Origin of the sequence: Roseovarius sp. MMSF_3359, from assembly GCF_030733385.1 — a bacterium.
Lineage (GTDB): Bacteria > Pseudomonadota > Alphaproteobacteria > Rhodobacterales > Rhodobacteraceae > Roseovarius.
Map to the genome: position 1 here is coordinate 183382 of NZ_JASHJC010000003.1, position 20300 is coordinate 203681.

The 20300-nt window shown below is 60.8% G+C and carries 18 protein-coding genes; 9 read left to right on the forward strand and 9 right to left on the reverse strand.

The window, feature by feature from the left end; all coding sequences use genetic code 11:
* Position 1: 1 nt before the first annotated feature.
* Complete coding sequence (locus RBB29_RS05920; protein ID WP_306113634.1) at positions 2-1297, reverse strand: helix-turn-helix transcriptional regulator; 1296 nt, start codon at positions 1295-1297, stop codon at positions 2-4.
* A gap of 219 nt (positions 1298-1516) precedes the next feature.
* On the opposite strand from RBB29_RS05920, the gene RBB29_RS05925 reads away from it, so the two are divergent.
* From RBB29_RS05925 to RBB29_RS05955, 7 genes are all read left to right on the forward strand, one after another.
* A complete protein-coding gene (locus RBB29_RS05925) occupies positions 1517-2869 on the forward strand; it encodes a substrate-binding protein (protein ID WP_306113635.1) in 1353 nt (450 codons plus the stop codon).
* Positions 2870-2969: 100 nt separating this feature from the next.
* Positions 2970-4001, forward strand: coding sequence for a branched-chain amino acid ABC transporter permease (locus RBB29_RS05930; RefSeq protein WP_306113636.1), 1032 nt, complete (start codon positions 2970-2972; stop codon positions 3999-4001).
* Positions 4002-4004: 3 nt separating this feature from the next.
* On the forward strand, positions 4005-5210 hold the full coding sequence (locus RBB29_RS05935; RefSeq protein ID WP_306113637.1) for a branched-chain amino acid ABC transporter permease: 1206 nt from the start codon (positions 4005-4007) through the stop codon (positions 5208-5210).
* Between the two features lie 12 nt (positions 5211-5222).
* Positions 5223-5978 carry an ABC transporter ATP-binding protein gene (locus RBB29_RS05940; protein ID WP_306113638.1) on the forward strand — a complete coding sequence of 252 codons (756 nt, stop codon included), beginning with the start codon at positions 5223-5225 and terminating at the stop codon, positions 5976-5978.
* An 18-nt stretch (positions 5979-5996) separates the two neighbouring features.
* Positions 5997-6752 carry an ABC transporter ATP-binding protein gene (locus RBB29_RS05945; RefSeq protein ID WP_306113639.1) on the forward strand — a complete coding sequence of 252 codons (756 nt, stop codon included), beginning with the start codon at positions 5997-5999 and terminating at the stop codon, positions 6750-6752.
* 86 nt (positions 6753-6838) lie between these two features.
* On the forward strand, positions 6839-8788 hold the full coding sequence (gene acs / locus RBB29_RS05950; protein ID WP_306113640.1) for an acetate--CoA ligase: 1950 nt from the start codon (positions 6839-6841) through the stop codon (positions 8786-8788).
* A 145-nt stretch (positions 8789-8933) separates the two neighbouring features.
* Positions 8934-9434 carry a methylated-DNA--[protein]-cysteine S-methyltransferase gene (locus RBB29_RS05955; protein WP_371931427.1) on the forward strand — a complete coding sequence of 167 codons (501 nt, stop codon included), beginning with the start codon at positions 8934-8936 and terminating at the stop codon, positions 9432-9434.
* 38 nt (positions 9435-9472) lie between these two features.
* Here the strand turns inward: RBB29_RS05955 and RBB29_RS05960 are convergent, their stop codons facing one another.
* Genes RBB29_RS05960 through fsa form a run of 4 tightly spaced genes read right to left on the reverse strand, consistent with a single transcriptional unit; the run spans position 9473 to position 12526 of the window.
* On the reverse strand, positions 9473-10177 hold the full coding sequence (locus tag RBB29_RS05960; protein ID WP_306113641.1) for a phosphatidylcholine/phosphatidylserine synthase: 705 nt from the start codon (positions 10175-10177) through the stop codon (positions 9473-9475).
* A gap of 35 nt (positions 10178-10212) precedes the next feature.
* Positions 10213-11127 (reverse strand): tyrosine recombinase XerC, encoded by a 915-nt coding sequence (locus RBB29_RS05965; RefSeq protein ID WP_306113642.1) that lies wholly within the window; start codon positions 11125-11127, stop codon positions 10213-10215.
* On the reverse strand, positions 11124-11831 hold the full coding sequence (locus RBB29_RS05970; RefSeq protein ID WP_306113643.1) for a DUF484 family protein: 708 nt from the start codon (positions 11829-11831) through the stop codon (positions 11124-11126). The genes RBB29_RS05965 and RBB29_RS05970 overlap by 4 nt, the downstream gene beginning before the upstream one ends.
* Before the next feature lie 41 nt (positions 11832-11872).
* The gene (fsa, locus tag RBB29_RS05975; RefSeq protein WP_306113644.1) at positions 11873-12526 is read right to left on the reverse strand and encodes a fructose-6-phosphate aldolase; all 654 of its coding nucleotides are present in this window, start codon (positions 12524-12526) and stop codon (positions 11873-11875) included.
* A gap of 90 nt (positions 12527-12616) precedes the next feature.
* Between fsa and RBB29_RS05980 the strand changes: the two genes are divergently transcribed.
* Complete coding sequence (locus RBB29_RS05980) at positions 12617-14818, forward strand: primosomal protein N' (RefSeq protein ID WP_306113645.1); 2202 nt, start codon at positions 12617-12619, stop codon at positions 14816-14818.
* A gap of 3 nt (positions 14819-14821) precedes the next feature.
* Here the strand turns inward: RBB29_RS05980 and RBB29_RS05985 are convergent, their stop codons facing one another.
* The 4 genes from RBB29_RS05985 to RBB29_RS06000 form a co-directional block, all read right to left on the reverse strand.
* On the reverse strand, positions 14822-15787 hold the full coding sequence (locus tag RBB29_RS05985; RefSeq protein ID WP_306113646.1) for a LysR family transcriptional regulator: 966 nt from the start codon (positions 15785-15787) through the stop codon (positions 14822-14824).
* A gap of 6 nt (positions 15788-15793) precedes the next feature.
* Positions 15794-16357, reverse strand: coding sequence for a polyhydroxyalkanoate synthesis repressor PhaR (phaR, locus tag RBB29_RS05990; RefSeq protein WP_306113647.1), 564 nt, complete (start codon positions 16355-16357; stop codon positions 15794-15796).
* A 134-nt stretch (positions 16358-16491) separates the two neighbouring features.
* On the reverse strand, positions 16492-16938 hold the full coding sequence (locus tag RBB29_RS05995; RefSeq protein ID WP_306113648.1) for a phasin family protein: 447 nt from the start codon (positions 16936-16938) through the stop codon (positions 16492-16494).
* Between the two features lie 135 nt (positions 16939-17073).
* Positions 17074-18879 (reverse strand): alpha/beta hydrolase, encoded by a 1806-nt coding sequence (locus RBB29_RS06000; RefSeq protein ID WP_306113649.1) that lies wholly within the window; start codon positions 18877-18879, stop codon positions 17074-17076.
* Positions 18880-18983: 104 nt separating this feature from the next.
* Here RBB29_RS06000 and phaZ point away from each other — a divergent pair, with 104 nt between their 5' ends.
* Complete coding sequence (gene phaZ / locus RBB29_RS06005) at positions 18984-20300, forward strand: polyhydroxyalkanoate depolymerase (protein ID WP_306113843.1); 1317 nt, start codon at positions 18984-18986, stop codon at positions 20298-20300.

The window sequence follows — 20300 nt, forward strand, 5'->3', positions numbered from 1 at the left end:
GTCAAAACCCGCCCTCGATAATCGACGGCTCGCGCCGCGCCGCGCAGGTCGCCAACGGACAGATACGGCAGGTCACCCCGACATCGCGCGCATCGTCCTGCGCGGCCCCTGCGGCGGGCAGGATCAACATATGCGCCCGCATCAGGGCGGGCTGGCTAAAACTGGCGGCGCGCACCTCTTCGGAGACGGCAAGCGCGCTTGCCACCTGGGCATCGCGCCCCACCTGCCGGACCAGCGCCCGCACCGGGGTCTGCGGCTGCGCCAATACCTGGTAGAGCGGCCAGAGTGTACAGGCGCTGCCAACCGGCGGCATCGAGAACTCCGGCAGGGGTTTGCGGAAAATCAACGTGCCGGAGCCGTCGCAGATGGCCAGGCCGACAAGGCCGACCTCGGCCTCCGGCAGCATCGCAAGGCGCCGAAAGAGCGTTGCCAGATCCGTCTTGAGGGCCTCCGACAGGCGTTCGGGGGCAACGCCATGCCGCCCCACAGCCTCCAACACGTCCCGGAGCGGGAGGGCCTCTGCGTCCCGACGGTACTGGTAGAGGACATCGCGGGCAATCTGCCGGGCGGCCTCGGATTGCAGGCTGTCGGCGGACTGCAAAACCACCTCGACCATTGCATCGCTGGCCTCGCCTTCGAGCGCCGGAAAGTGGAACCCTTTCTCCGACAGGAAGGCATGCAGTTCATCCTGCGGCGATTTGATTTCCGCGCCGGTGTCTGGCGCAGCTTCGAGATAGCGCACCAGCGCCTCCGCGCCTTCGGCCAAACGGGTGCTGTCCTCGTTGATGTTGCGATGAAACCGCCCCTGCCATTCCGGCTCAAGCTCCTTGGTCTCGACCAGGATCGACGCGGTGGAACGGATCGACGTCACCGTCGAGATCACATCGTGCAGCGAGGCGGCCAGATGCGGATCATGGGTCAGCCGGTCGGTCAGGGTGCGCACGCTTTGTTCGAGCGTGGCATTCTGGTGATGCAACCCGGCGAGAAGCTGCGCCCAGCCAGGGAAGCGGCCAGCAAACTCCTCGGCGCGCTCACCGGCCCCGCTGCGACCCGCCGCTGCCTCGTTCAGCGTCGCAATCAACTCGGCCTCGGCCCCTTCGGAAAGCAGCGACGGCTCCACCTCCAGAACCTCGGCCAGACGATTAAGGATCTTGCCGCCGATTCTGCGCCGGTTATGTTCGATGAGGTTCAGATACGACGGCGATATTCCGACCTGCTTAGCCAGTTCCGATTGCCGGATCCCCTGCTGGATCCGCCTTTCGCGGATCCGGGTGCCGATAATCGAGCTTTCCGCCATCAAGTTTTTTCCAGTGATTTGCGCGACTTCCCACACGGTATATAAACTTTTTTACAAACGGAAGCGTATCTTTGTACATTTCTTTACAAGAATATTGTTTTGCCAAAAGCATTTGTTGCGAAATTTTCTTGTCCTGCGCGATAATCCCTTTGCACAACTGTGCCATCGGGGGAGGCGCAGAGGAGGCCCTCCCCTCGAATTATTCAAGGGAGGATATCAATGTCCAAATCAAACCTGACGCGCCGCGGGCTGCTAAGAAATAGCGCCATCGCGGGTGCCGGCATTGCGATGCCGACGATCTTTACCGCGTCTTCAGCCGCTGCGTATACGAACGAGCCGACCGGCAGTTCCGTCACGCTGGGCTTCAACGTGCCGCAGACCGGCCCCTATGCCGACGAAGGCAGCGACGAATTGCTGGCGCAGCAGCTGGCGGTCGAGCACCTGAACGGCGAAGGCGACGGCGGCTGCCTGAACACCTTCACGTCGAAGGCGCTCAAGGGCAACGGCATCCTGGGCAAGAAGGTCGAGTTCGTGACCGGCGACACCCAGACCAAATCCGACGCCGCGCGCGCATCGGCGAAGTCGATGATCGAAAAAGACGGCGCGATCATGATCAATGGCGGCTCGTCCTCGGGCGTGGCCGTGGCCGTTCAGGGTCTCTGCCAGGAGGCAGGTGTGATCTTCATGGCGGGTCTGACCCACGCCAACGACACCACCGGCAAGGACCGCAAGGCCAATGGTTTCCGTCACTTCTTCAACGCCTACATGTCGGGTGCCGCGCTGGCGCCGGTGCTGGCCAACGAGATGGGCAAGGATCGCCGCGCCTATCACCTGACCGCGGACTATAACTGGGGCTGGACCCAGGAAGAGTCGATTGTCGCCTCGACCGAGGCCCTTGGCTGGGAAACCGTGAATACGGTCAAGACCCCGCTCGCCTCGACCGACTTCTCGTCCTACATCACGCCGGTTCTGAACTCGGGCGCCGACGTGCTGGTCCTGAACCACTACGGCGGCAACATGGTGAACTCGCTGTCGAACGCCATCCAGTTCGACCTGCTGTCGAAGCAGGTGAACGGCAAGGACTTCAAGATCGTCGTGCCGCTCTACTCGGAACTGATGGCCGCCGGTGCGGGCGAGAACATCAAGGGTGTTCTTGGTTCGATGAACTACAACTGGCAGCTTGACAATGAAGGCTCCAAGCAGTTCGTCAAATCCTTCGGCGAGAAATACGGCAAACCGCCGTCCAACTCGGCGCAGACATGCTACGCGCAGGTACTGCTTTATGCCGATGCCTGCGAACGTGCTGGCACGTTCAACCCCTGCGGTGTTGTCGAAGCCCTCGAAGGGTTCGAATTCGACGGCCTCGGTAACGGTCCGACATTGTACCGTGCCGAAGACCACCAGTGCTTCAAGGACGTTTTGGTTGTGCGCGGCGCGCAAAACCCGACCAATGCCTATGACACGCTGGAAATCGTCGAAATCACGCCGGTTGACCAGGTCACCTATGCGCCGAACCACCCGATGTTCGGCGGTGACGACGCGACCCTCGGCGAGTGTAACCCGGGCGCCTAAGCCCTCTGTTCTCCGGCCGCACGCCCCGGTGCGTGCGGCCGGAATTTGACGCCCTTCCCCGGTATATTTGCCGCATCTCTTAAACCCACGGGTGGGAACAATGGACGCAATCATTCTTCAAACGCTTAACGGTCTCGACAAAGGTTCGGCCTATGCGCTGATCGCCCTCGGGCTGACACTGATCTTCGGTACGCTCGGCGTGGTGAACTTCGCGCACGGTGCGCTTTTCATGATCGGTGCCTTCTGCGCGGTCTTCCTGCAGCGCCTCTTGAGCCTCAGCACGGTGACCATCGACGAGACCCAGAAGGACTTTCTCGGCAATCCGCTGAAGGTCGAGACCCCTTACGTCCATAACTGGTTCGGCCCCGAGACCGGCGCCGCGATCATAGACTGGTCCGTGCCGCTCGCGATCCTCTTCGCGATCCCGGTGATGATTGCCGTGGGCTTCATCATGGAACGTGGGCTTATCAAGCATTTCTACAAACGCCCCCACGCGGATCAGATCCTCGTGACCTTCGGCCTGGCCATCGTGCTGCAGGAGGTCATCAAGTATTTCTACGGCGCCAACCCGATCCCGACCCCGGCGCCCGATGCGCTCGCCGGTGCGGTCGATCTGGGCACCCTCGTGGGCTTCGATCCGAATGTCATCATCTACCCCTACTGGCGGCTGATCTACTTCTTCTTCGCGGCCCTCATCATCGGTGCGGTCTTTGCCTTCCTGCAATTCACCACCTTCGGGATGGTCGTGCGGGCTGGCATGGCGGATCGCGAAACCGTGGGGCTTCTGGGCATCGACATCGACAAACGCTTTACCATCATGTTCGGCATCGCCGCCGCCGTCGCGGGGCTTGCGGGCGTCATGTACACGCCCATCAACCCGCCCAACTATCACATGGGGATGGATTTCCTTGTGCTGAGCTTCGTGGTCGTCGTGGTCGGCGGCATGGGCTCGCTTCCGGGCGCTGTCGCCGCCGGCTTCCTGCTTGGTGTGCTTGAAAGCTATGCCTCGACCACCTGGGCCACCACGACCATCCCAGGCATCAACCAGATCATCATCTACCTTGTCGCCATCATCGTCCTGCTGACACGTCCGCGCGGTCTGATGGGCAAAAAAGGCGTGATGGAGGAATAAGCCATGCTCGGACTGAACAAGAAAGACTTCAACCTCCTGCTGATCGTCATGGCTCTGGCGCTGCTGGCTCCGTTCCTGCTGAACCCGTTCCCAAGCGACTCCGGGCTGGCGCAGTTCAATGCCGGTTACCCCGACCTGATGCAGAAATTCGTGATCTTCGGCATCTTCGCCATCGGGTTCAACATCCTCTTCGGCCTGACCGGGTATCTCAGCTTCGGCCACGCGGCTTTCCTGGGTGTGGGCTCCTATTCCTGCGTGTGGATGTTCAAACTGCTGGGCTACAACGTGCTGCCGGGCATCATGCTCTCGGTCGTGACCTCGGGTATCTTCGCGTACCTGATCGGCATCGTGAGCCTGCGGCGTTCGGGCATCTACTTCTCGATCCTGACGCTGGCCTTTGCGCAGATGTCCTTCGCGCTGGCCTATTCGGTCCTGTCGAACCCCAAGTTCAACCTGACCAACGGTGAGACCGGCCTTCAGGTCTATGCCGACGACCCGCAGATCTTCCACTCGGCCAGCGCGCCGGACCTGCCGCATCTCTTCGGCCTCAGCATGCGCGCCACGGAAAAACTGCAGATCGGTGCCTGGGAGTTTCAGTTCAACGCCGGTTACTACCTCTGCGCCATCATCATGATCGCGATGTTCTACCTGTCGATCCGTATCTTCCGCTCACCCTTCGGGATGATGCTCCGGGCGATCAAATCGAACAATACGCGGATGAACTATACCGGGCTCAACGCGCGGCCCTACACGCTGGCGGCCTTCGTGATCTCGGGCATGTATGCCGGTCTTGCCGGTGGCCTTCTGTCGGCGATGGACCCGCTGGCCGGGGCCGAACGGATGCAATGGACGGCTTCGGGGGAGGTCGTGCTGATGACCATTCTCGGTGGTGCCGGCACCCTGATCGGGCCGGTCCTCGGCTCTGGTCTCATCAAGTATTTCGAGAACATCTTCTCGAAGATCAACAGCACCGTTTTGCATAACTGGTTCTCCTTCCTGCCTGAGGGGCTCGAAGACCTGATGGTCACGCTGATCTATCCCTTCGTGGGCAAGGGCTGGCACCTGACCCTCGGTGTCATGTTCATGCTGATCGTGATCTTCCTGCCCGGCGGACTTGTCGAAGGTGGCCAGCGCGTCAAGCGGCTCTTCAAGCGCCGGAAATCATCGGACACCGATGACGAAGCCACCCAATCGACCCCTGCGGAATAAGGAGACTGAATGATGGGTATCCTTGAAGTCAAAAACGTCAACAAGCGTTTCGGCGGCCTGCAGGCGCTTGGCGATGTGAACCTCAGCGTTGAGGAAAACAGCGTCCACGCGATCATCGGCCCCAACGGGGCGGGCAAGTCGACGCTGCTCAACTGCCTGATCGGTAAGCTCATTCCCGACACCGGGTCGGTGATGTTCGACGGCCAGTCGGTGCTGGGGCGCAAACCCTACGAGATCTGCCAGATGGGCATTTCCCGCGTGTTCCAGACGCCCGAGATCTTCGGCGAGCTGAGCGTGTTGGAAAACATGATGATCCCGATCTTCGCCAAGCGTGACGGGGCCTTCCGCATGCACGCCATCGAAAGCTCGTCGAATGAAAAGACGATCATCGAACAGGCGGAACATGTCCTCGACAGCTTGAACATGGCCGACAAGCGGCACATGAATTCGGCCTCGATGAGCCGGGGCGACAAGCGGCGGCTCGAGATCGGCATGTGCCTGTCGCAGAACCCGCGTCTGTTGCTGCTGGACGAGCCGACCGCCGGCATGGCGCGGGCCGACACCAACAACACGATCGACCTGTTGAAGCAGATCAGTGACGAGCGCGACATCACCATCGCAATCATCGAACACGATATGCACGTGGTGTTTTCACTGGCCGAACGGATCACCGTTCTGGCCCAGGGCACACCGCTGGTCGAAGACACGCCCGACAACATCAAGGGCCATCCCAAGGTGCGCGAAGCGTATCTTGGTGAATCGGCATAAATCAGGGGGACAGAACAGATGAACGTCAAACCCGATTTCTCGAAGGGCGTGAACCGCGCCGAAACCGCCCCCGCCTTCCTGTCGGTCTGGGGGATGCAATCCTATTACGGCGAAAGCTATATCGTTCAGGACATCAGCTTTAACGTCCACGAGGGTGAGATCCTGGCGCTTCTCGGCCGCAATGGCGCGGGTAAGACCACGACGCTCCGGTCTATTGCCCGGATGGATAGCCCGCAGCTCAACCATGGTGAGATCTGGCTCGACCATCAGCCGTTGCACAACATGAAAAGCCATGAGGCGTCGGCGGCGGGTATCGGCCTCGTCCCCGAGGATCGTTGCATCATCCCCGGCCTCACGGTCGAGGAGAACCTGCAACTGGCGCAGATTGCCCCGCCCATCGGCTGGTCCATCGACCGGCTTTACGAGCTCTTCCCACGCCTGCGCGAGCGCCGCAAACAGGAAGGCGTGACCCTTTCGGGCGGCGAGCAGCAGATGCTGGCCGTGGCCCGCGCCCTGGCCCGGGACATCAAGGTGCTTTTGCTGGATGAGCCCTACGAGGGTTTGGCGCCGGTGATCGTCGACGAGATCGAAAAGACCCTGCGCATCATCAAGGAACAGGGGATCACCACGATCCTGGTGGAGCAGAACGCCGTGCGGGCGCTGGAGCTTGCGGATCGCTGCATCATCCTCGACACCGGCGGGATTGCCTTCGACGGCACAGCTTCCGAAGTGCTCGAAAACGAAGAGCTGCGCGCCGAATACCTGGCGATCTGAACCGGACCTGCCCATGCTGATGGGTTGCACTCCGCTCAGGAGGCAGGCAAGGTTTGTTCAACAAAACAACAAAGACAGGGACCGATATGAGCGATAATACCTATCCGCCCTCCGCCGAATTTGCTGCCAACGCGCTGGTCGACGCCAAGAAATACGATGAGATGTATGCCGCGTCGATCCAGGACCCCGACGGTTTCTGGGCCGAGCAGGGCAAGCGCGTGGACTGGATCAAGCCCTTCACCAAGGTCAAGGATGTCAGCTACGATTTCGGGAACGTCTCGATCAAGTGGTTTGAAGACGGCCAGTTGAACATCGCCGCCAACTGCATCGACCGCCACCTTGCGACCCGGGGCGATCAGACCGCGATCATCTGGGAACCGGACGATCCCAATGCGGACGCACAGCACATCACCTACAAGCAGTTGCATGAGAATACCTGCAAGATGGCCAATGCCATGAAGGCGCTTGGCGTGGGCAAGGGCGACCGGGTCGTGCTCTACATGCCGATGATCCCCGAGGCCGCCTATGCCATGCTGGCCTGCGCCCGGATTGGCGCGATCCATTCCATCGTCTTCGCGGGGTTTTCCCCTGATGCGCTGGCGGCCCGCGTCAACGGATCGGAGGCCAAACTCCTGGTCACCGCCGACGAGGCCCCACGTGGCGGGCGTAACACCGCACTCAAAGTCAATGCCGACAAGGCGTTCAACAACGTGGACCACGATTGCAAGATGCTGGTCGTGCAACGCACCGGCGGCGACGTGGCGATGGCAGAGGGGCGCGATCACTGGCTGCACGAGGTACAGGCCAGGGTTGATGCAGATTGCCCGCCCGAGCCGATGGGCGCCGAAGATCCGCTCTTTATCCTTTACACGTCCGGCTCCACCGGCGCACCCAAAGGGGTTGTGCATACAACGGGCGGGTATCTCGTCTATGCCTCTTTGACGCACCAGATGACCTTCGACTACCACGACGGGGATGTCTATTGGTGCACCGCCGATGTCGGCTGGGTCACCGGGCATAGCTATATCGTCTACGGCCCGCTCGCCAACGGGGCGACGACCCTGATGTTCGAGGGCGTACCGACCTACCCCGATGCCAGCCGGTTCTGGCAAGTGTGCGAGAAACACAAGGTGAACCAGTTCTACACCGCGCCGACGGCTTTGAGGGCGCTGATGGGACAGGGGAATGCCTTTGTCGAGGCCTGCGACCTCAGCAGCCTCAAGATCCTCGGCACCGTTGGGGAACCGATCAACCCCGAAGCCTGGACCTGGTATTACAATGTCGTCGGGGGTGGGCGCTGCCCCATCGTCGACACATGGTGGCAGACCGAAACCGGTGGCCACCTGATGACCCCCCTGCCCGGCGCGCACGCGACCAAACCCGGCTCGGCGATGAAGCCGTTCTTTGGCATCGAGCCGGTCGTGCTGGAGCCTGCAAGCGGTGAGATCGTCGAAGGCAATGATGTCGAAGGGGTGCTTTGCATCCGCGACAGCTGGCCGGGTCAGATGCGCACCGTCTGGGGCGACCATGAGCGGTTCGAAAAGACCTATTTCGCCGACTACAAGGGCTATTACTTTACCGGCGACGGCTGCAAACGCGATGCCGACGGCGACTACTGGATCACCGGCCGCGTCGATGACGTGATCAACGTCTCAGGTCACCGGATGGGTACCGCTGAGGTGGAAAGCGCCTTGGTCGCCCACCCCAAGGTCTCGGAAAGCGCGGTTGTGGGCTACCCGCATGAGATCAAGGGCCAGGGCATCTATTGCTACGTGACGCTCATGGCCGGGGAAGAATACACCGATGAACTAAAGACCGAGTTGCGTAACTGGGTCCGTCAGGAGATCGGCCCGATCGCCTCCCCGGACCTGATCCAATGGGCCCCCGGCCTGCCCAAGACCCGTTCCGGCAAGATCATGCGCCGTATCCTGCGCAAGATCGCCGAGAATGACTATGGTGCCTTGGGGGATACCTCGACCCTCGCCGAACCGGCGGTGGTAGACGACCTGATCGAAAATCGCATGAACCGCGGTTGAGGATTTTTCATTGAAACCGCCTCTTTTCAGGGGCGGTTTTTTTGTCGGTTGTTACCAAAAGGAGTGCGCTGTCGCGCACGCCGGTTATCTCGTCTCGGGCCACTGGCCCGTGCCTCGGATTGGCGCATAACCAAGAGGTCCCGTCATGATCCGGGTTGCGGGGATCAGGGATCGCGGTCAGATTGGCGTCATGCCCTCTGCAAGTCTCGATACCCCAATCGGCCCGCTGACCGTCGATGCCCGTGAGGGCAGGATTTTCCGCGTACGATGGGTGGATGAACCGTCGGGAGACGTGACGCCCGAATTGCAGGCGGCGCTTGAACAACTACGCCAGTATTTCGACGGGACATTGGAGGCGTTTGACTTGCCTTTGCAGGTCGACGGGTCCGATCTTCAGCGGGCGGTTTGTGATGCGATGTATGCGATCCCGTTGGGGGAGACGCGAACCTATGGCGATCTGGCGGGTGAGCTTGGCGTGCCTGCCCAAGCCATCGGTGGGGCCTGTGGCGGCAACCCGATCCCGGTCATCATTCCCTGTCACAGGGTGCTTGGCGCCACGACCCTAGGCGGGTTCTCCGGCATGGGCGGGGTGGAGACCAAGGTGTGGCTATTGAAGCATGAAAAAGCGGCCGGATTGTTGATCTGAACAGTTGGACCAACCCTGCCGACAAGGCCGCAAATCAGCTACATCAGGGGTTTGTTGCGCGGGGGCACGATCTGCTGGGCGATGCCCGCAAAGATCAGATAGACCGAGGTGACGACAAGACCCCAATGCGCCCAGCTTTGCGGATGGAAATCGACCCAGGCGGCCCAACCGGCAAAGAACGTCCACGCAAGCGCCATCGGCAACGACAGCAGCCGCCACCGTTCGGTCCGCACCGGGTGAATGAACTTGAGCGGCAGGAACATGGCCCCTGCCAGAACCGCCACCAGCACCAGGCTGATCCAGAAATTCGGTTCAATCGCAAAGAGGACCAGCACCAGCATGTTCCAGCAGGCGGGAAACCCGGAAAATGAATTATCCTTTGTTTTCATGCGCGTATCGACGAGGTAGAGCGCACTTGAAAAGGTGATGACGATGATCGCGAACCAACCCGTCCAGCCCGGTAACAAGCCCGATTTGAAAAGCGCGAAGGCCGGGATGAAGATATAGGTGAGATAGTCGATGATCATGTCGAGGATATTGCCGTCGAACTGGGCCGCGTATCTCTTGACCTCGTATTTCCGGGCCAGCGGGCCGTCGATACCGTCCACCACGAAGGCCACGACAAGCCACAGGAACATGAGGCTCCACTTGCCGTCAACGGCTGCCAACATGGCCAGCATGGCGAAAACCGCGCCCGTGGCGGTGAAGAGATGAACGGCCAACGCCTTGATTTCTCGTGTCATGGCCCCCTCATGGCGCAAAAGCCCGCTAGGTGCAATCAGGCTTTGGGATGCGCCGCCTGATAGACCTCCATCAGGCGCGCGGTATCAACGGCGGTGTAGGCCTGCGTGGTGGAAAGCGAGGCATGACCCAGGAGCTCCTGAATGGCCCGCAGATCGCCACCGGCATTCAGAAGGTGGGTGGCAAAGCTGTGGCGCATGGCATGGGGGGTGGCGCTTGCAGGCAAGCCCAATTGCAGGCGCACATTTTCGATCAGTTTCTGCACCAGCCGGGGGTTTAACTTGCCCCCCCGCTGTCCGCGAAACACTGGCAGGTCATCGCCCTGCGGGTGCGGGCATAGATCGACGTAATGCGCCATCGCTTGGCGCACCGGGGGCATCACGGGCACGACACGCTCCTTGCCCCCCTTGCCGATGATCCGCAGAACATCCTCCAGCGGCAGATCGCGTCCGCAAAGGCCGAGTGCTTCGGATATCCGCAACCCGCAGCCATAAAGCAACGTCACCACCGCCTGATCCCGCGCCGAGATCCACGGCGTGTCATGCTGCATCTCGACGGTTTCCAGAACTTCCTGCGCGGCCTCAGGTGAAAGCGGACGCGGCAGTTTACGCTGGAACCTGGGTGACCGCGTCGCCAGGACCGCTGTCGGCTCTAACCCCTCGCGCTCGGAGAGCCAGCGATAGAAGCTCTTGACCGCCGAGAGTTTGCGCGCCAAGGACCGCGCACCGACATCGCGGCCACGCTCGGACGCCATCCAACTGCGCATGTCTCCGACAGAAATCCGGGCCAGGGCGCCAAGGCCCTGCCCGTCGCCCTTGTGTTCGGTCATGAAAGCCAGAAATCCGGTCACGTCCCGCCCGTATGCGTCAATCGTGTTATCCGCCGCCCCGCCAAGCGCCTTGCGGGCTTCAAGCCAGCCTTGCAGCGCATCTCGGGCGGCGGCGGAGATCATGACAGCCAGCGGCGCATCGCCCGTTCAAAGACACCTGCGAAGAAGGCCAGCAGATCAGTACCCTGCTGCGGCGTGAACTGGTGCGGATCCTCAGAGCCAAGCGCCAGCATGCCCGGCAACCGCCCCTCGCCAAAATCGAGAAGCAGGCAGGCTTCGGACCGGACATATTCCGCGTCCTCGCCGTATATCTGCCTGTCACCCTCATGGGTCTGGCGCAAGGTGACCTGCCGCGATGATCCTGTCTTGGCGGTGTTCAGGTATGCGTCGATGAAGCCCGGTTCGGCCACCGACAGGACATCGCCCAGTTTCTTTACCGCCGGATCGTTCTCATCCTGCACTGTCTCCAGGACAAGGCGGATCGTGTCAACGCGCAGGATGCTCGCCACCTCTCCACCCAGGTCCATCAGGAACGATTCGAACTCCACCGGATCGAGCATCCGCAGAACAGCGCGATGCACCTGATTTGTCCCGGCGAGGTTGTCATAGGCGGCCGCGATTACGCTGCGATGCGTATCTTCAAGACGATCAAGCCGCGCCTCGAGCCGCTTCATCGCGATGCCGCGCAGATCGACGATATTATCGCCCATCGCGCGTTCATTCGCGGCCACAAGCGCGCGCATAAGGTCTTGATCTTCAAGGATAACATCAGGTTGCGCGATGATATGGTCGCGCAGAGACTCGTCAATCTCGTGCTTGCTACTCATTAAATTGCCTCAGTTTTCTTTTTCGGCCTTATACCACGAGTTCAGAGGATTTGCTGCCCTGTTTTTTCCCAATCTTTCAAAAATGCGTCCAATCCCTTGTCGGTCAGCACATGCTCGGCCATCTGCTTGATGACCTTCGGCGGCGCGGTCATCACGTCGGCGCCGATCATGGCGGATTGATAAGCGTGGTTCACGGTACGGATGGAGGCGGCGAGGATCTGCGTCTCGTAGCCGTAATTGTCATAGATCTGCCGGATGTCGGAAATCAGCTCCATGCCGTCGAGGTTGATATCATCCAGACGCCCGATGAAGGGGCTGATGAACGTGGCCCCCGCCTTGGCCGCCAGAAGCGCCTGATTGGCCGAGAAACAAAGCGTCACATTGACCATGTTGCCCTCGTTCGTGAGCACGTTGCACGCCTTCAAGCCCGCCCAGGTGAGCGGCACCTTGACCGCGATATTGTCGGCAATCTTTGCCAGCTTGCGCCCCTCGGCGATCATCGCATCCGCGTCGGTCGCCACCACTTCGGCGCTGACCGGGCCATCGACCATGTCGGCGATTTCCTTGGTCACTTCGAGGATATCACGGCCCGATTTCATGATAAGCGACGGGTTGGTGGTGACGCCATCGACCATGCCAAGGTCATTCAATTCGGCGATCTGATCGACTTCGGCGGTGTCTACGAAAAATTTCATCTCAAGGGTCCATTTACTCGGGTTGGAGTTTCATCTCCTAGCGTTTACCTCATAGAGTGACCTGCCGAAACCCCTGAACCGGAGCCCCTGTTGACCGCCGATCTGCCTGAGTTTTACGATCCCGGGTCGCTGGTCGCGGTGCTGACGACGCAACCGCTTGGCGGGACATTGGATTACAAGGCACCGGAAGGTGGCTGTCATCTCGGCGCGTTCGTCGAAGTGCCGCTTGGCCCGCGCAAGGTGCCGGGCGTTGTCTGGGGTCCCGGGATTGGCGGTTTCGACCTCAAGAAGGCACGCGCGATCATCCGCGTTCTGGACGTGGCCCCGATGCGGGACGAGATGCAGGAATTCTTGCGCCGCGCGGCCGACTACACGCTGACGCCGATGCCTGCGATGCTGCGGCTTGCGACCCGCGCGCCGGGGCTGAGCAATCCGCCGTCGATGCAGAAAGTCTATCGGCTGGGCCGGGGGGATCCGGACCGCGCGACCGAGGCGCGCCGCCGGGTGATCGAGGTCCTGCGCGACTATGGTGGGCTCTCTTTCACGCTCAAGGAACTGGCGGAACAGGCGGGCGTGTCGACCTCGGTCGTCAAGGGGTTGGTCAAGCAGGGCGTCGTCTATGAAGAGGCCACGCCGCGCGACCTGCCCTACCCGCCGCTCAACCCCGACCACGCCCGCAAGGAGCTGACCAGCGATCAGCAGGCGGCCGCCAACACGCTGATCGAAAACGTGCGGTCCGGCCAGTATGGCACCACCCTGCTGCGCGGCGTGACGGGATCGGGGAAGACCGAGGTTTATCTTGAGGCCGTGGCCGAAGCGATCCGCGGGGGTCAGCAAGCCCTGGTGCTGCTGCCGGAAATCGCCCTGACCGCCGAATTCCTGACCCGCTTTGCCGCCCGGTTCGGCGCCGCCCCGGCGGAATGGCATTCGGGCGTGACGATGACCGAACGCCGCCGGGTGTGGAAAATGGTCGGACAGGGCGCGGCGCAGGTGGTCGTGGGCGCACGATCCGCGCTTTTCCTGCCGTTTCGCAACCTTAGCCTCATCATCGTCGATGAGGAGCATGATACGTCCTATAAACAAGAGGATGGCGTTCTTTATAATGCGCGCGACATGGCCGTCCTCAGGGCGTCGATCTGTTGTGCGCAGGTGGTTTTGGCCTCCGCGACCCCCAGCCTCGAAAGCTGGACCAATGCGGAGGCCGGGAAGTACCGCAAGCTGGAACTGACCTCGCGCTATGGCGAAGCGGTGATGCCCGACATCCGCCCCATCGACATGCGCGCCGAAAAGCTGCCGTCGAACCGCTGGATCTCACCCAGCCTGCAGCAGGCGGTGCAATCGCGCATCGCGGCAGGCGAACAGGCGCTTTTGTTCATCAACCGGCGTGGGTATGCGCCGATCACCCTCTGCCGGGCCTGCGGGCATCAGGTGGGGTGCGATCACTGCGATGCCCGCATGGTCGAACACCGGTTCCTCAAACGTCTGGTCTGCCATCAATGCGGCGAAACGAAGCCGATGCCACAGGCTTGCCCGTCCTGCGGCGTCGAAGACAAGCTCGCCGCCGTTGGCCCGGGGGTGGAGCGCCTGACCGAAGAGGCGAGCGCCCTTTTCCCCGACGCGCGGATCGCCACCTTGTCGTCGGACCTTTACGGCTCCGCCCGTGCGCTGAAGGCTCAGATCGAAGAGATTGCCGAGGGGGGCGCCGATATCATCATCGGCACGCAGCTTGTGGCCAAGGGGCATAACTTCCCCATGCTGACACTAGTCGGCGTAATCGACGCGGATCTCGGGCTTCAGGGGTCGGACCTGCGCGCCGCGGAGCGGACATTCCAACTGATGCGGCAGGTGGCGGGGCGCGCCGGGCGCAGCACCCGCAAGGGTACCGCCCTGTTGCAGACTTTCCAGCCCGAACACCCGGTCATCCGCGCGATCCTGTCGGGCGATGAAGAAGGGTTCTGGCGCGCCGAGGCCAATGAGCGACACCATGCGGGGGTGCCGCCGTTCGGGCGCATGGCGGGCATCATCCTGTCCTCACCGGACATGCAGGAGGTGTTTGATGTCGGCAATGATCTGGCCCGCCGCGATGCGCCTCTGCGCCGGATCGGGGCACAGGTCTACGGCCCCGCCCCCGCGCCAATCGCCCGCATCCGGGGGCGCCATCGCGTGCGACTGCTGGTCAAGGCGCCGAAAGGTGTGGCTTTGCAAGGTGCCGTGGCGGAGTGGATCGGGCAGATGCGCCTGTCGAACCAGTTGCGCCTGAGTGTCGATATCGACCCGCAGAGTTTCTACTGACGCTCAGAAGACCTCGATCAGGTCGGCCAGGAACGGGTGCTTCCGGATCGCCGGGGCAACGATGCTCTCGGTCAGGATCGGTTTGAGCGTTTCGGCCACTTTCCCGGGCATGTCCTGAAAAATACCCTTGCGCGCGGTCAAAGAGATGTTGCGCGAGAGCGGGTCGAAAGGCAGCTCGAAAACGTCGATCTGATCCGCAAACCGGCGCGCCCGCATCAGCGCCAGAGGGGTCAGGATCGACCAGCCTGCCCCCTGCCCGACCAGCGCAAGGATGGCGTGATAGCTATCGAGTTCGAACCGGTGGGGCAGCGAGATGTTCTGCCGTGCGAGATGCGAGGTGACGAGCCGCCCGATATATTGCCGCTGCGTGTATTGGATCAGCGGCAGACGCCGGAGTTGGCGCAGCACGTTGCCCTTCGGGTCGATCACCCCGCGCGGGGCGGCAACGGTAAACCCTTCGCAAAGGAGCGGATGGACCTCGACCCAGTCATCTTCGGCCCCCAGTTCGGCGGCCACGATAACATCGAGCGCGCGCGCGTCGAGCTGGTCATAAAGGTGATGGCTCGCCCCGGTTTCGAGCAGGAACTGACAGCCCTTCAACTCCCCGGCCATATGGGTCAGGAGTTTGGGCGTCACATCGGCTTCAAGGTCTTCGATCATGCCCAGCCGGAACCGGGTCAGCATCGACAGATCCGACATCGCCAGTTCGGCGCGGGCCTGCGCGGCCTCGTTCAGGATGGCCTGCGCGCGGCGGTGCATGATCTCGCCCGCGGGCGTCAGCCGGATGGGGCGCGCATTGCGTTGCAGAAGCGTCGCCCCCACCGCCGATTCCAGGTTGGTTAGCTGCTGACTTACCGCAGACGGGCTGGCCCCGAGCCTGCGTGCCGCAGCCGAGATCGACCGCTCATCTGCCGCGGCCATGAAAACTTCGATACCCCAAAGGGTGATCCGGCCCGGGCTATTGGCCATCGGCGCTTATTTTCCCAGTTTGGAGAGCTTGTCCTGCAGGTCGGCAAGCTGCTTCTTGATGTCGTCGAGATTGTCGTCATCGGCGCTGCTCTCGCCCTCGTCGGCATTCGCTTCGGGAGTGGACCCCATGGCCCCCAACCCGCCGGTCATGGCCTTCATGAAGGCTTCTTGCTGCGCGCGCATGGCTTCCATGCCAGGCATTCCGGCAAGCGGGTTGGCCTTGGTCATGTTCTCCATCATCTTGGATTGCCCTTCGCGCAGCATCTCGAAACTGCTTTGCAGGAATTCAGGCACCATGCTCGTCGCGTGGTTCGTGTAGCTGCGGACAAGGTCGTTCAGCACGTTGATCGGCAGGACGTTTTCACCGCGGCTTTCATGCTCGGCAATGATCTGCAAGAGGTACTGCCGGGTCAGGTCATCACCGGATTTCAGGTCGATAATCTGCACCTCGCGACCGTCGCGGATGAACTCGGCAATATCCTCGAGCGTCACGTAATCGGACGTTTCGGTATTATAGAGCCGCCGACTGGCATATCGCTTTATCAGCAACGGTTTATCACTATCAGCCAAGTCGCTTTCCTCCCCGAAGATGCAGCGGTGCAGCATAGCTTATGCTACTGCAGCACAAAAAGAAAGGGCGAGCCGCAATGGCTCGCCCCCGCTTGATGCGTCCGACAGGGAGGGTACGGACACGTATGGTCTACTTACTTCGCGCTTGCAGCTTTCTTGGCAGCGGCAGTCACGTCGTCAGTTGCTTTCTTGACGGCTTTGGCTGCGTCTTCTTGCAGGTCTTTGCCGGCCGACATCAGCAGCTCAACAGTTTCCATTTGAACTTTCTTGGCAACTTCAGCGAAGGCAGCCATGTTCTCGGCGGCAACTTCGGCGCTGGCCGATGCGAAGTCGGTCATGGCTTTGGCGTAGTCGGCAGGCTCCGATTTCGCTTTGGTCATGTCGTTCAGCTTGGCCAGGGTTTCCTTGGTCCATTTGTTCGAGATTTCAGCCGACTGCTCAGCAGCTGTCAGAGCAACGCCCGACAGTTTTTCGTTCAGAGCGGCTTGGTTCTTGAACGCGTCTTCCATCGCTTTGGTGTCGACGGGGAATGCGCCCATGATGTCTTTCATTACGGTGTTGATGTCTTGTGCTTTAGCCATTGTGTTGTTCCTTTTGCTCTCGGCGGCCCAAACCGCCCTTCTGCGTATGCAAAGAATATGCATGCTGCGCCGCAGCATTTCAAGTCTTTTTTCTGCACTGCAGCAAAATTTTTACACGACGACCTAAAGCCTTGATCACAAAGCATTTGCCTTGCGGCGGACATAGGTCCCGGGGGCCGGACTCAGCGGTTCATGCTTCGAATCACCGGGTTCCCTAGGGTCAACCTTCTTGCCAGACCGCTTGCGCAGCCACTTTTCCCAAAGCGGCCACCACGACCCTTCGTGGAAGTCGGCGCCCTCCATCCAGGCATCGGCACCGAGGCTCAGATCGTCATTCGTGTAATGCCCGTATTTCTTTTTGGACGGCGGATTGACGATCCCTGCGATATGCCCGGATTGCGAGACGATGAAGGTCTTGTCCTTGGCCCCGGTCATCTGGAACCCGCGATAGCAATCTTTCCACCGCGCGATATGGTCGGTCTCGCAGGTGATGGACATCAGCGGTACCTTCACATCCTTGATATGGATCTTTTCGCCCAGCAACTCGAACCCGCCATCGACGAATTCGTTGCGCTGACACAGGCCCCGAAGATAATCCATCGCCATCTTGCCCGGCAGGTTCGACCCGTCACCGTTCCAGTAGAGCAGGTCAAAAGCAGGCGGGGTTTCTCCCATCATGTAGCTCTTGATCGCGGGCGTGTAGATCAGGTCATTCGAGCGCAGGAACGACATCGTGCGCCCCATGATGAAGGACCGAAGGATGCCTTGCGCGCTCACCTCTTCCTCGATCCCGTCGATGAAATCATCCTGCAGGAAGGGCAGGAATTCGCCCTGATCCGAGAAATCGGTCAGCGCAGTGAAGAAAGTCGCCGATTTGATGCTGCTGTCCTTGCGCTTGGCAAGGAGCGCGAGCGTCAGGTGCAGGGTCGTCCCGGCGATACAGTAGCCTACCGCATTGACCTGCTTCTGCCCGGTGATCGCCTTGACCTCACGGATCGCGGTCAGGAACCCGTCCTCGACATAATCCGACATGCCGACATCCGCCAAGGACGCATCGGGGTTGACCCAGGAGACGACAAAAAGCGTGTAACCCTGATCCGTGATCCATTTGATCAGGCTGTTCTGTTCCTTGAGGTCAAGAATATAGAACTTGTTGATCCAGGGCGGAAAGATCACGAGCGGGATCTCATGCACCTTCTTGGTCGTCGGCGCATATTGTATGAGCTCCATCATCTTGTTGCGATAGACCACTTCGCCCGGTGTGGTCGCGATATTCTCGCCCAGCTCGAACGCGGTCTCGTCCGCCAGGCGCACGACGACCTCTCCGTTATTCGCCTCAAGATCAGCCACCAGGTTTTCCAGACCTTTGACCAGCGATTCGCCCTCGGTCTGCACCGCGCGCTCCAGCGCATCGGGGTTCGTGCCAAGGAAATTCGTGGGCGACATCATGTCGATGATCTGCCGCGAGAAATAGTTCAGCCGTTGCTGATCCTTGGCATCGAGGTCATCCGCCTCGCTGACGGCCTTTTCGATGGCTTCGGCGTTCAGCAGATACTGATCTTTGATATATTTGAAATAAGGGTTCGTCTCCCAAAGCGGATTGGCGAATCTCTTGTCGCTCGGGCGCGGTTTTTCTGCATCCGCACCCTCTTCGGCGCCGCTTTGCAGCAATAATTGTTGGGCATCGATGTAATGCTGCACCGACTTGCCCCAGAACTCCAACTGGTTCTCGAAGAGTTTCCCGGGGTTGCCCAGCATCTCTGTCCAATAGGAAGTTGCGGCTTTTGCAAACAAATCCGGCGACGGGCCGCCCAGCGAAGGGTTGGCCGGATTATGGTTTGCAAACGCATTCACCAACCGCTTCGAGAGCTCTTCGACACGCGCGAGATTCGCGTTCAATTTGTCGATATCAACAGCTGCGACGTCGTCTTGCGTTGCCATATTGAATAAATCCTTCTAGACTTTCTGCTATGCAGCATAGCGTTGCATTGCGGGAGGGGCAGTGCGACGAATGGAACCGGGCGATCGGCCCCAAGGAGATCAAGATGCGCTACATGGCCACCTATGACCTGATGGAAACCCTCCGCAACACCAATCAGTGGCTCGGGGCCACCGCCCTGTCCCTGGCATCTTATCCGGTTTTCAGCCTCGCGCCAAATCCCGCCTTTCAATGGATGGCCGCCTGGGGCGAGGTGACGGAACGCACCTTCCAACGCATGGTCACGAAACCCGACTGGGGCATCGAGAGCATCACCGGCGAGGATGGCCGCGACCACCTGATCAACATCGAAACGGTCATGAGCCGCCCGTTCGGCGACTTGATCCATTTCGACGTCTCGGGCCGCGAGGAAATGGCCCGCCGCGTCCTTCTGGTGGCGCCGATGTCGGGCCACTACGCCACGCTTCTGCGCTCGACAGTCCGCTCGCTCCTGCCCGATTGCGAGGTCTATGTCACCGATTGGCACAATGCCCGTGACATCCCCGTCTCCGCCGGCAAGTTCGATATCGAGGATTACACCCTCTACCTCATGGATTTCATGCGAGAGCTTGGATCGGATCTGCATGTCATCGCCGTGTGCCAGCCCGTGCCGCTGACCCTCGCGGCCACCGCCTATCTGGCCGAACTGGACCCGGAAGCGCAGCCGCGCTCGCTCACGCTCATCGGTGGCCCGGTCGATCCCGATGCCACCCCCACCGACGTCACGGATTTCGGCCGCCGCGTCACCATGGGCCAACTCGAAGAGACGATGATCCAACGCGTGGGCTTCAAATACCCCGGCGTCGGCCGCATGGTTTATCCCGGCCTTCTGCAACTCGCCTCCTTCATGTCGATGAACCAGGACCGGCACCTGAAGGCGTTCAGTGATCAGATTTCCCGCGTCGCCCAAGGCAATGCCAGCGACCGCGACCCGCATAACAAGTTCTATGACGAATACCTGGCCGTCATGGACATGCCGGCTGAGTTTTACCTCTCGACGGTTGAACGCATCTTCAAAGGCCTTGAAATCGCCCGGAACGAATTTGTCGTCGATGGTCACAAGGTCGATTTCGGCAAGATCACCAATGTCGCGGTGAAGACCGTCGAAGGCGGCAAGGATGATATCTCGGCCCCGGGTCAGTGCATCGCCGCGCTTGATCTCTGCACCAGCCTGCCGGACAGCAAGAAGGCCAGCTATGTCGAGCCGGACGCCGGTCACTACGGCATCTTTGCCGGACGCAGTTGGCGCAACAATATCCGCCCGCTGGTTCTGGATTTCATCGACGCCAACAGCGACGCGCCCGAGCCGCGTAACCGCACCTCGCCGCGCAAGAAATCCAAGAACAAGACCAAGAAGCCGGCGAACAAGAACGCCGCGGCCTAA

Bases quoted from the DNA above. Each gene is read 5' to 3' on its own strand.
- RBB29_RS05960 (WP_306113641.1), bottom strand. From the start codon at position 10,177: ATGACACGAGAAATCAAGGCGTTGGCCGTTCATCTCTTCACCGCCACG.
- RBB29_RS05965 (WP_306113642.1), bottom strand. From the start codon at position 11,127: ATGATCTCCGCCGCCGCCCGAGATGCGCTGCAAGGCTGGCTTGAAGCC.
- RBB29_RS05955 (WP_371931427.1), top strand. From the start codon at position 8,934: ATGATCCGGGTTGCGGGGATCAGGGATCGCGGTCAGATTGGCGTCATG.
- RBB29_RS05940 (WP_306113638.1), top strand. From the start codon at position 5,223: ATGGGTATCCTTGAAGTCAAAAACGTCAACAAGCGTTTCGGCGGCCTG.
- acs (WP_306113640.1), top strand. From the start codon at position 6,839: ATGAGCGATAATACCTATCCGCCCTCCGCCGAATTTGCTGCCAACGCG.
- phaZ (WP_306113843.1), top strand. From the start codon at position 18,984: ATGCGCTACATGGCCACCTATGACCTGATGGAAACCCTCCGCAACACC.
- RBB29_RS05920 (WP_306113634.1), bottom strand. From the start codon at position 1,297: ATGGCGGAAAGCTCGATTATCGGCACCCGGATCCGCGAAAGGCGGATC.
- RBB29_RS05945 (WP_306113639.1), top strand. From the start codon at position 5,997: ATGAACGTCAAACCCGATTTCTCGAAGGGCGTGAACCGCGCCGAAACC.
- RBB29_RS05970 (WP_306113643.1), bottom strand. From the start codon at position 11,831: ATGAGTAGCAAGCACGAGATTGACGAGTCTCTGCGCGACCATATCATC.
- RBB29_RS05925 (WP_306113635.1), top strand. From the start codon at position 1,517: ATGTCCAAATCAAACCTGACGCGCCGCGGGCTGCTAAGAAATAGCGCC.
- RBB29_RS06000 (WP_306113649.1), bottom strand. From the start codon at position 18,879: ATGGCAACGCAAGACGACGTCGCAGCTGTTGATATCGACAAATTGAAC.
- RBB29_RS05985 (WP_306113646.1), bottom strand. From the start codon at position 15,787: ATGGCCAATAGCCCGGGCCGGATCACCCTTTGGGGTATCGAAGTTTTC.
- RBB29_RS05995 (WP_306113648.1), bottom strand. From the start codon at position 16,938: ATGGCTAAAGCACAAGACATCAACACCGTAATGAAAGACATCATGGGC.
- fsa (WP_306113644.1), bottom strand. From the start codon at position 12,526: ATGAAATTTTTCGTAGACACCGCCGAAGTCGATCAGATCGCCGAATTG.
- RBB29_RS05930 (WP_306113636.1), top strand. From the start codon at position 2,970: ATGGACGCAATCATTCTTCAAACGCTTAACGGTCTCGACAAAGGTTCG.
- RBB29_RS05935 (WP_306113637.1), top strand. From the start codon at position 4,005: ATGCTCGGACTGAACAAGAAAGACTTCAACCTCCTGCTGATCGTCATG.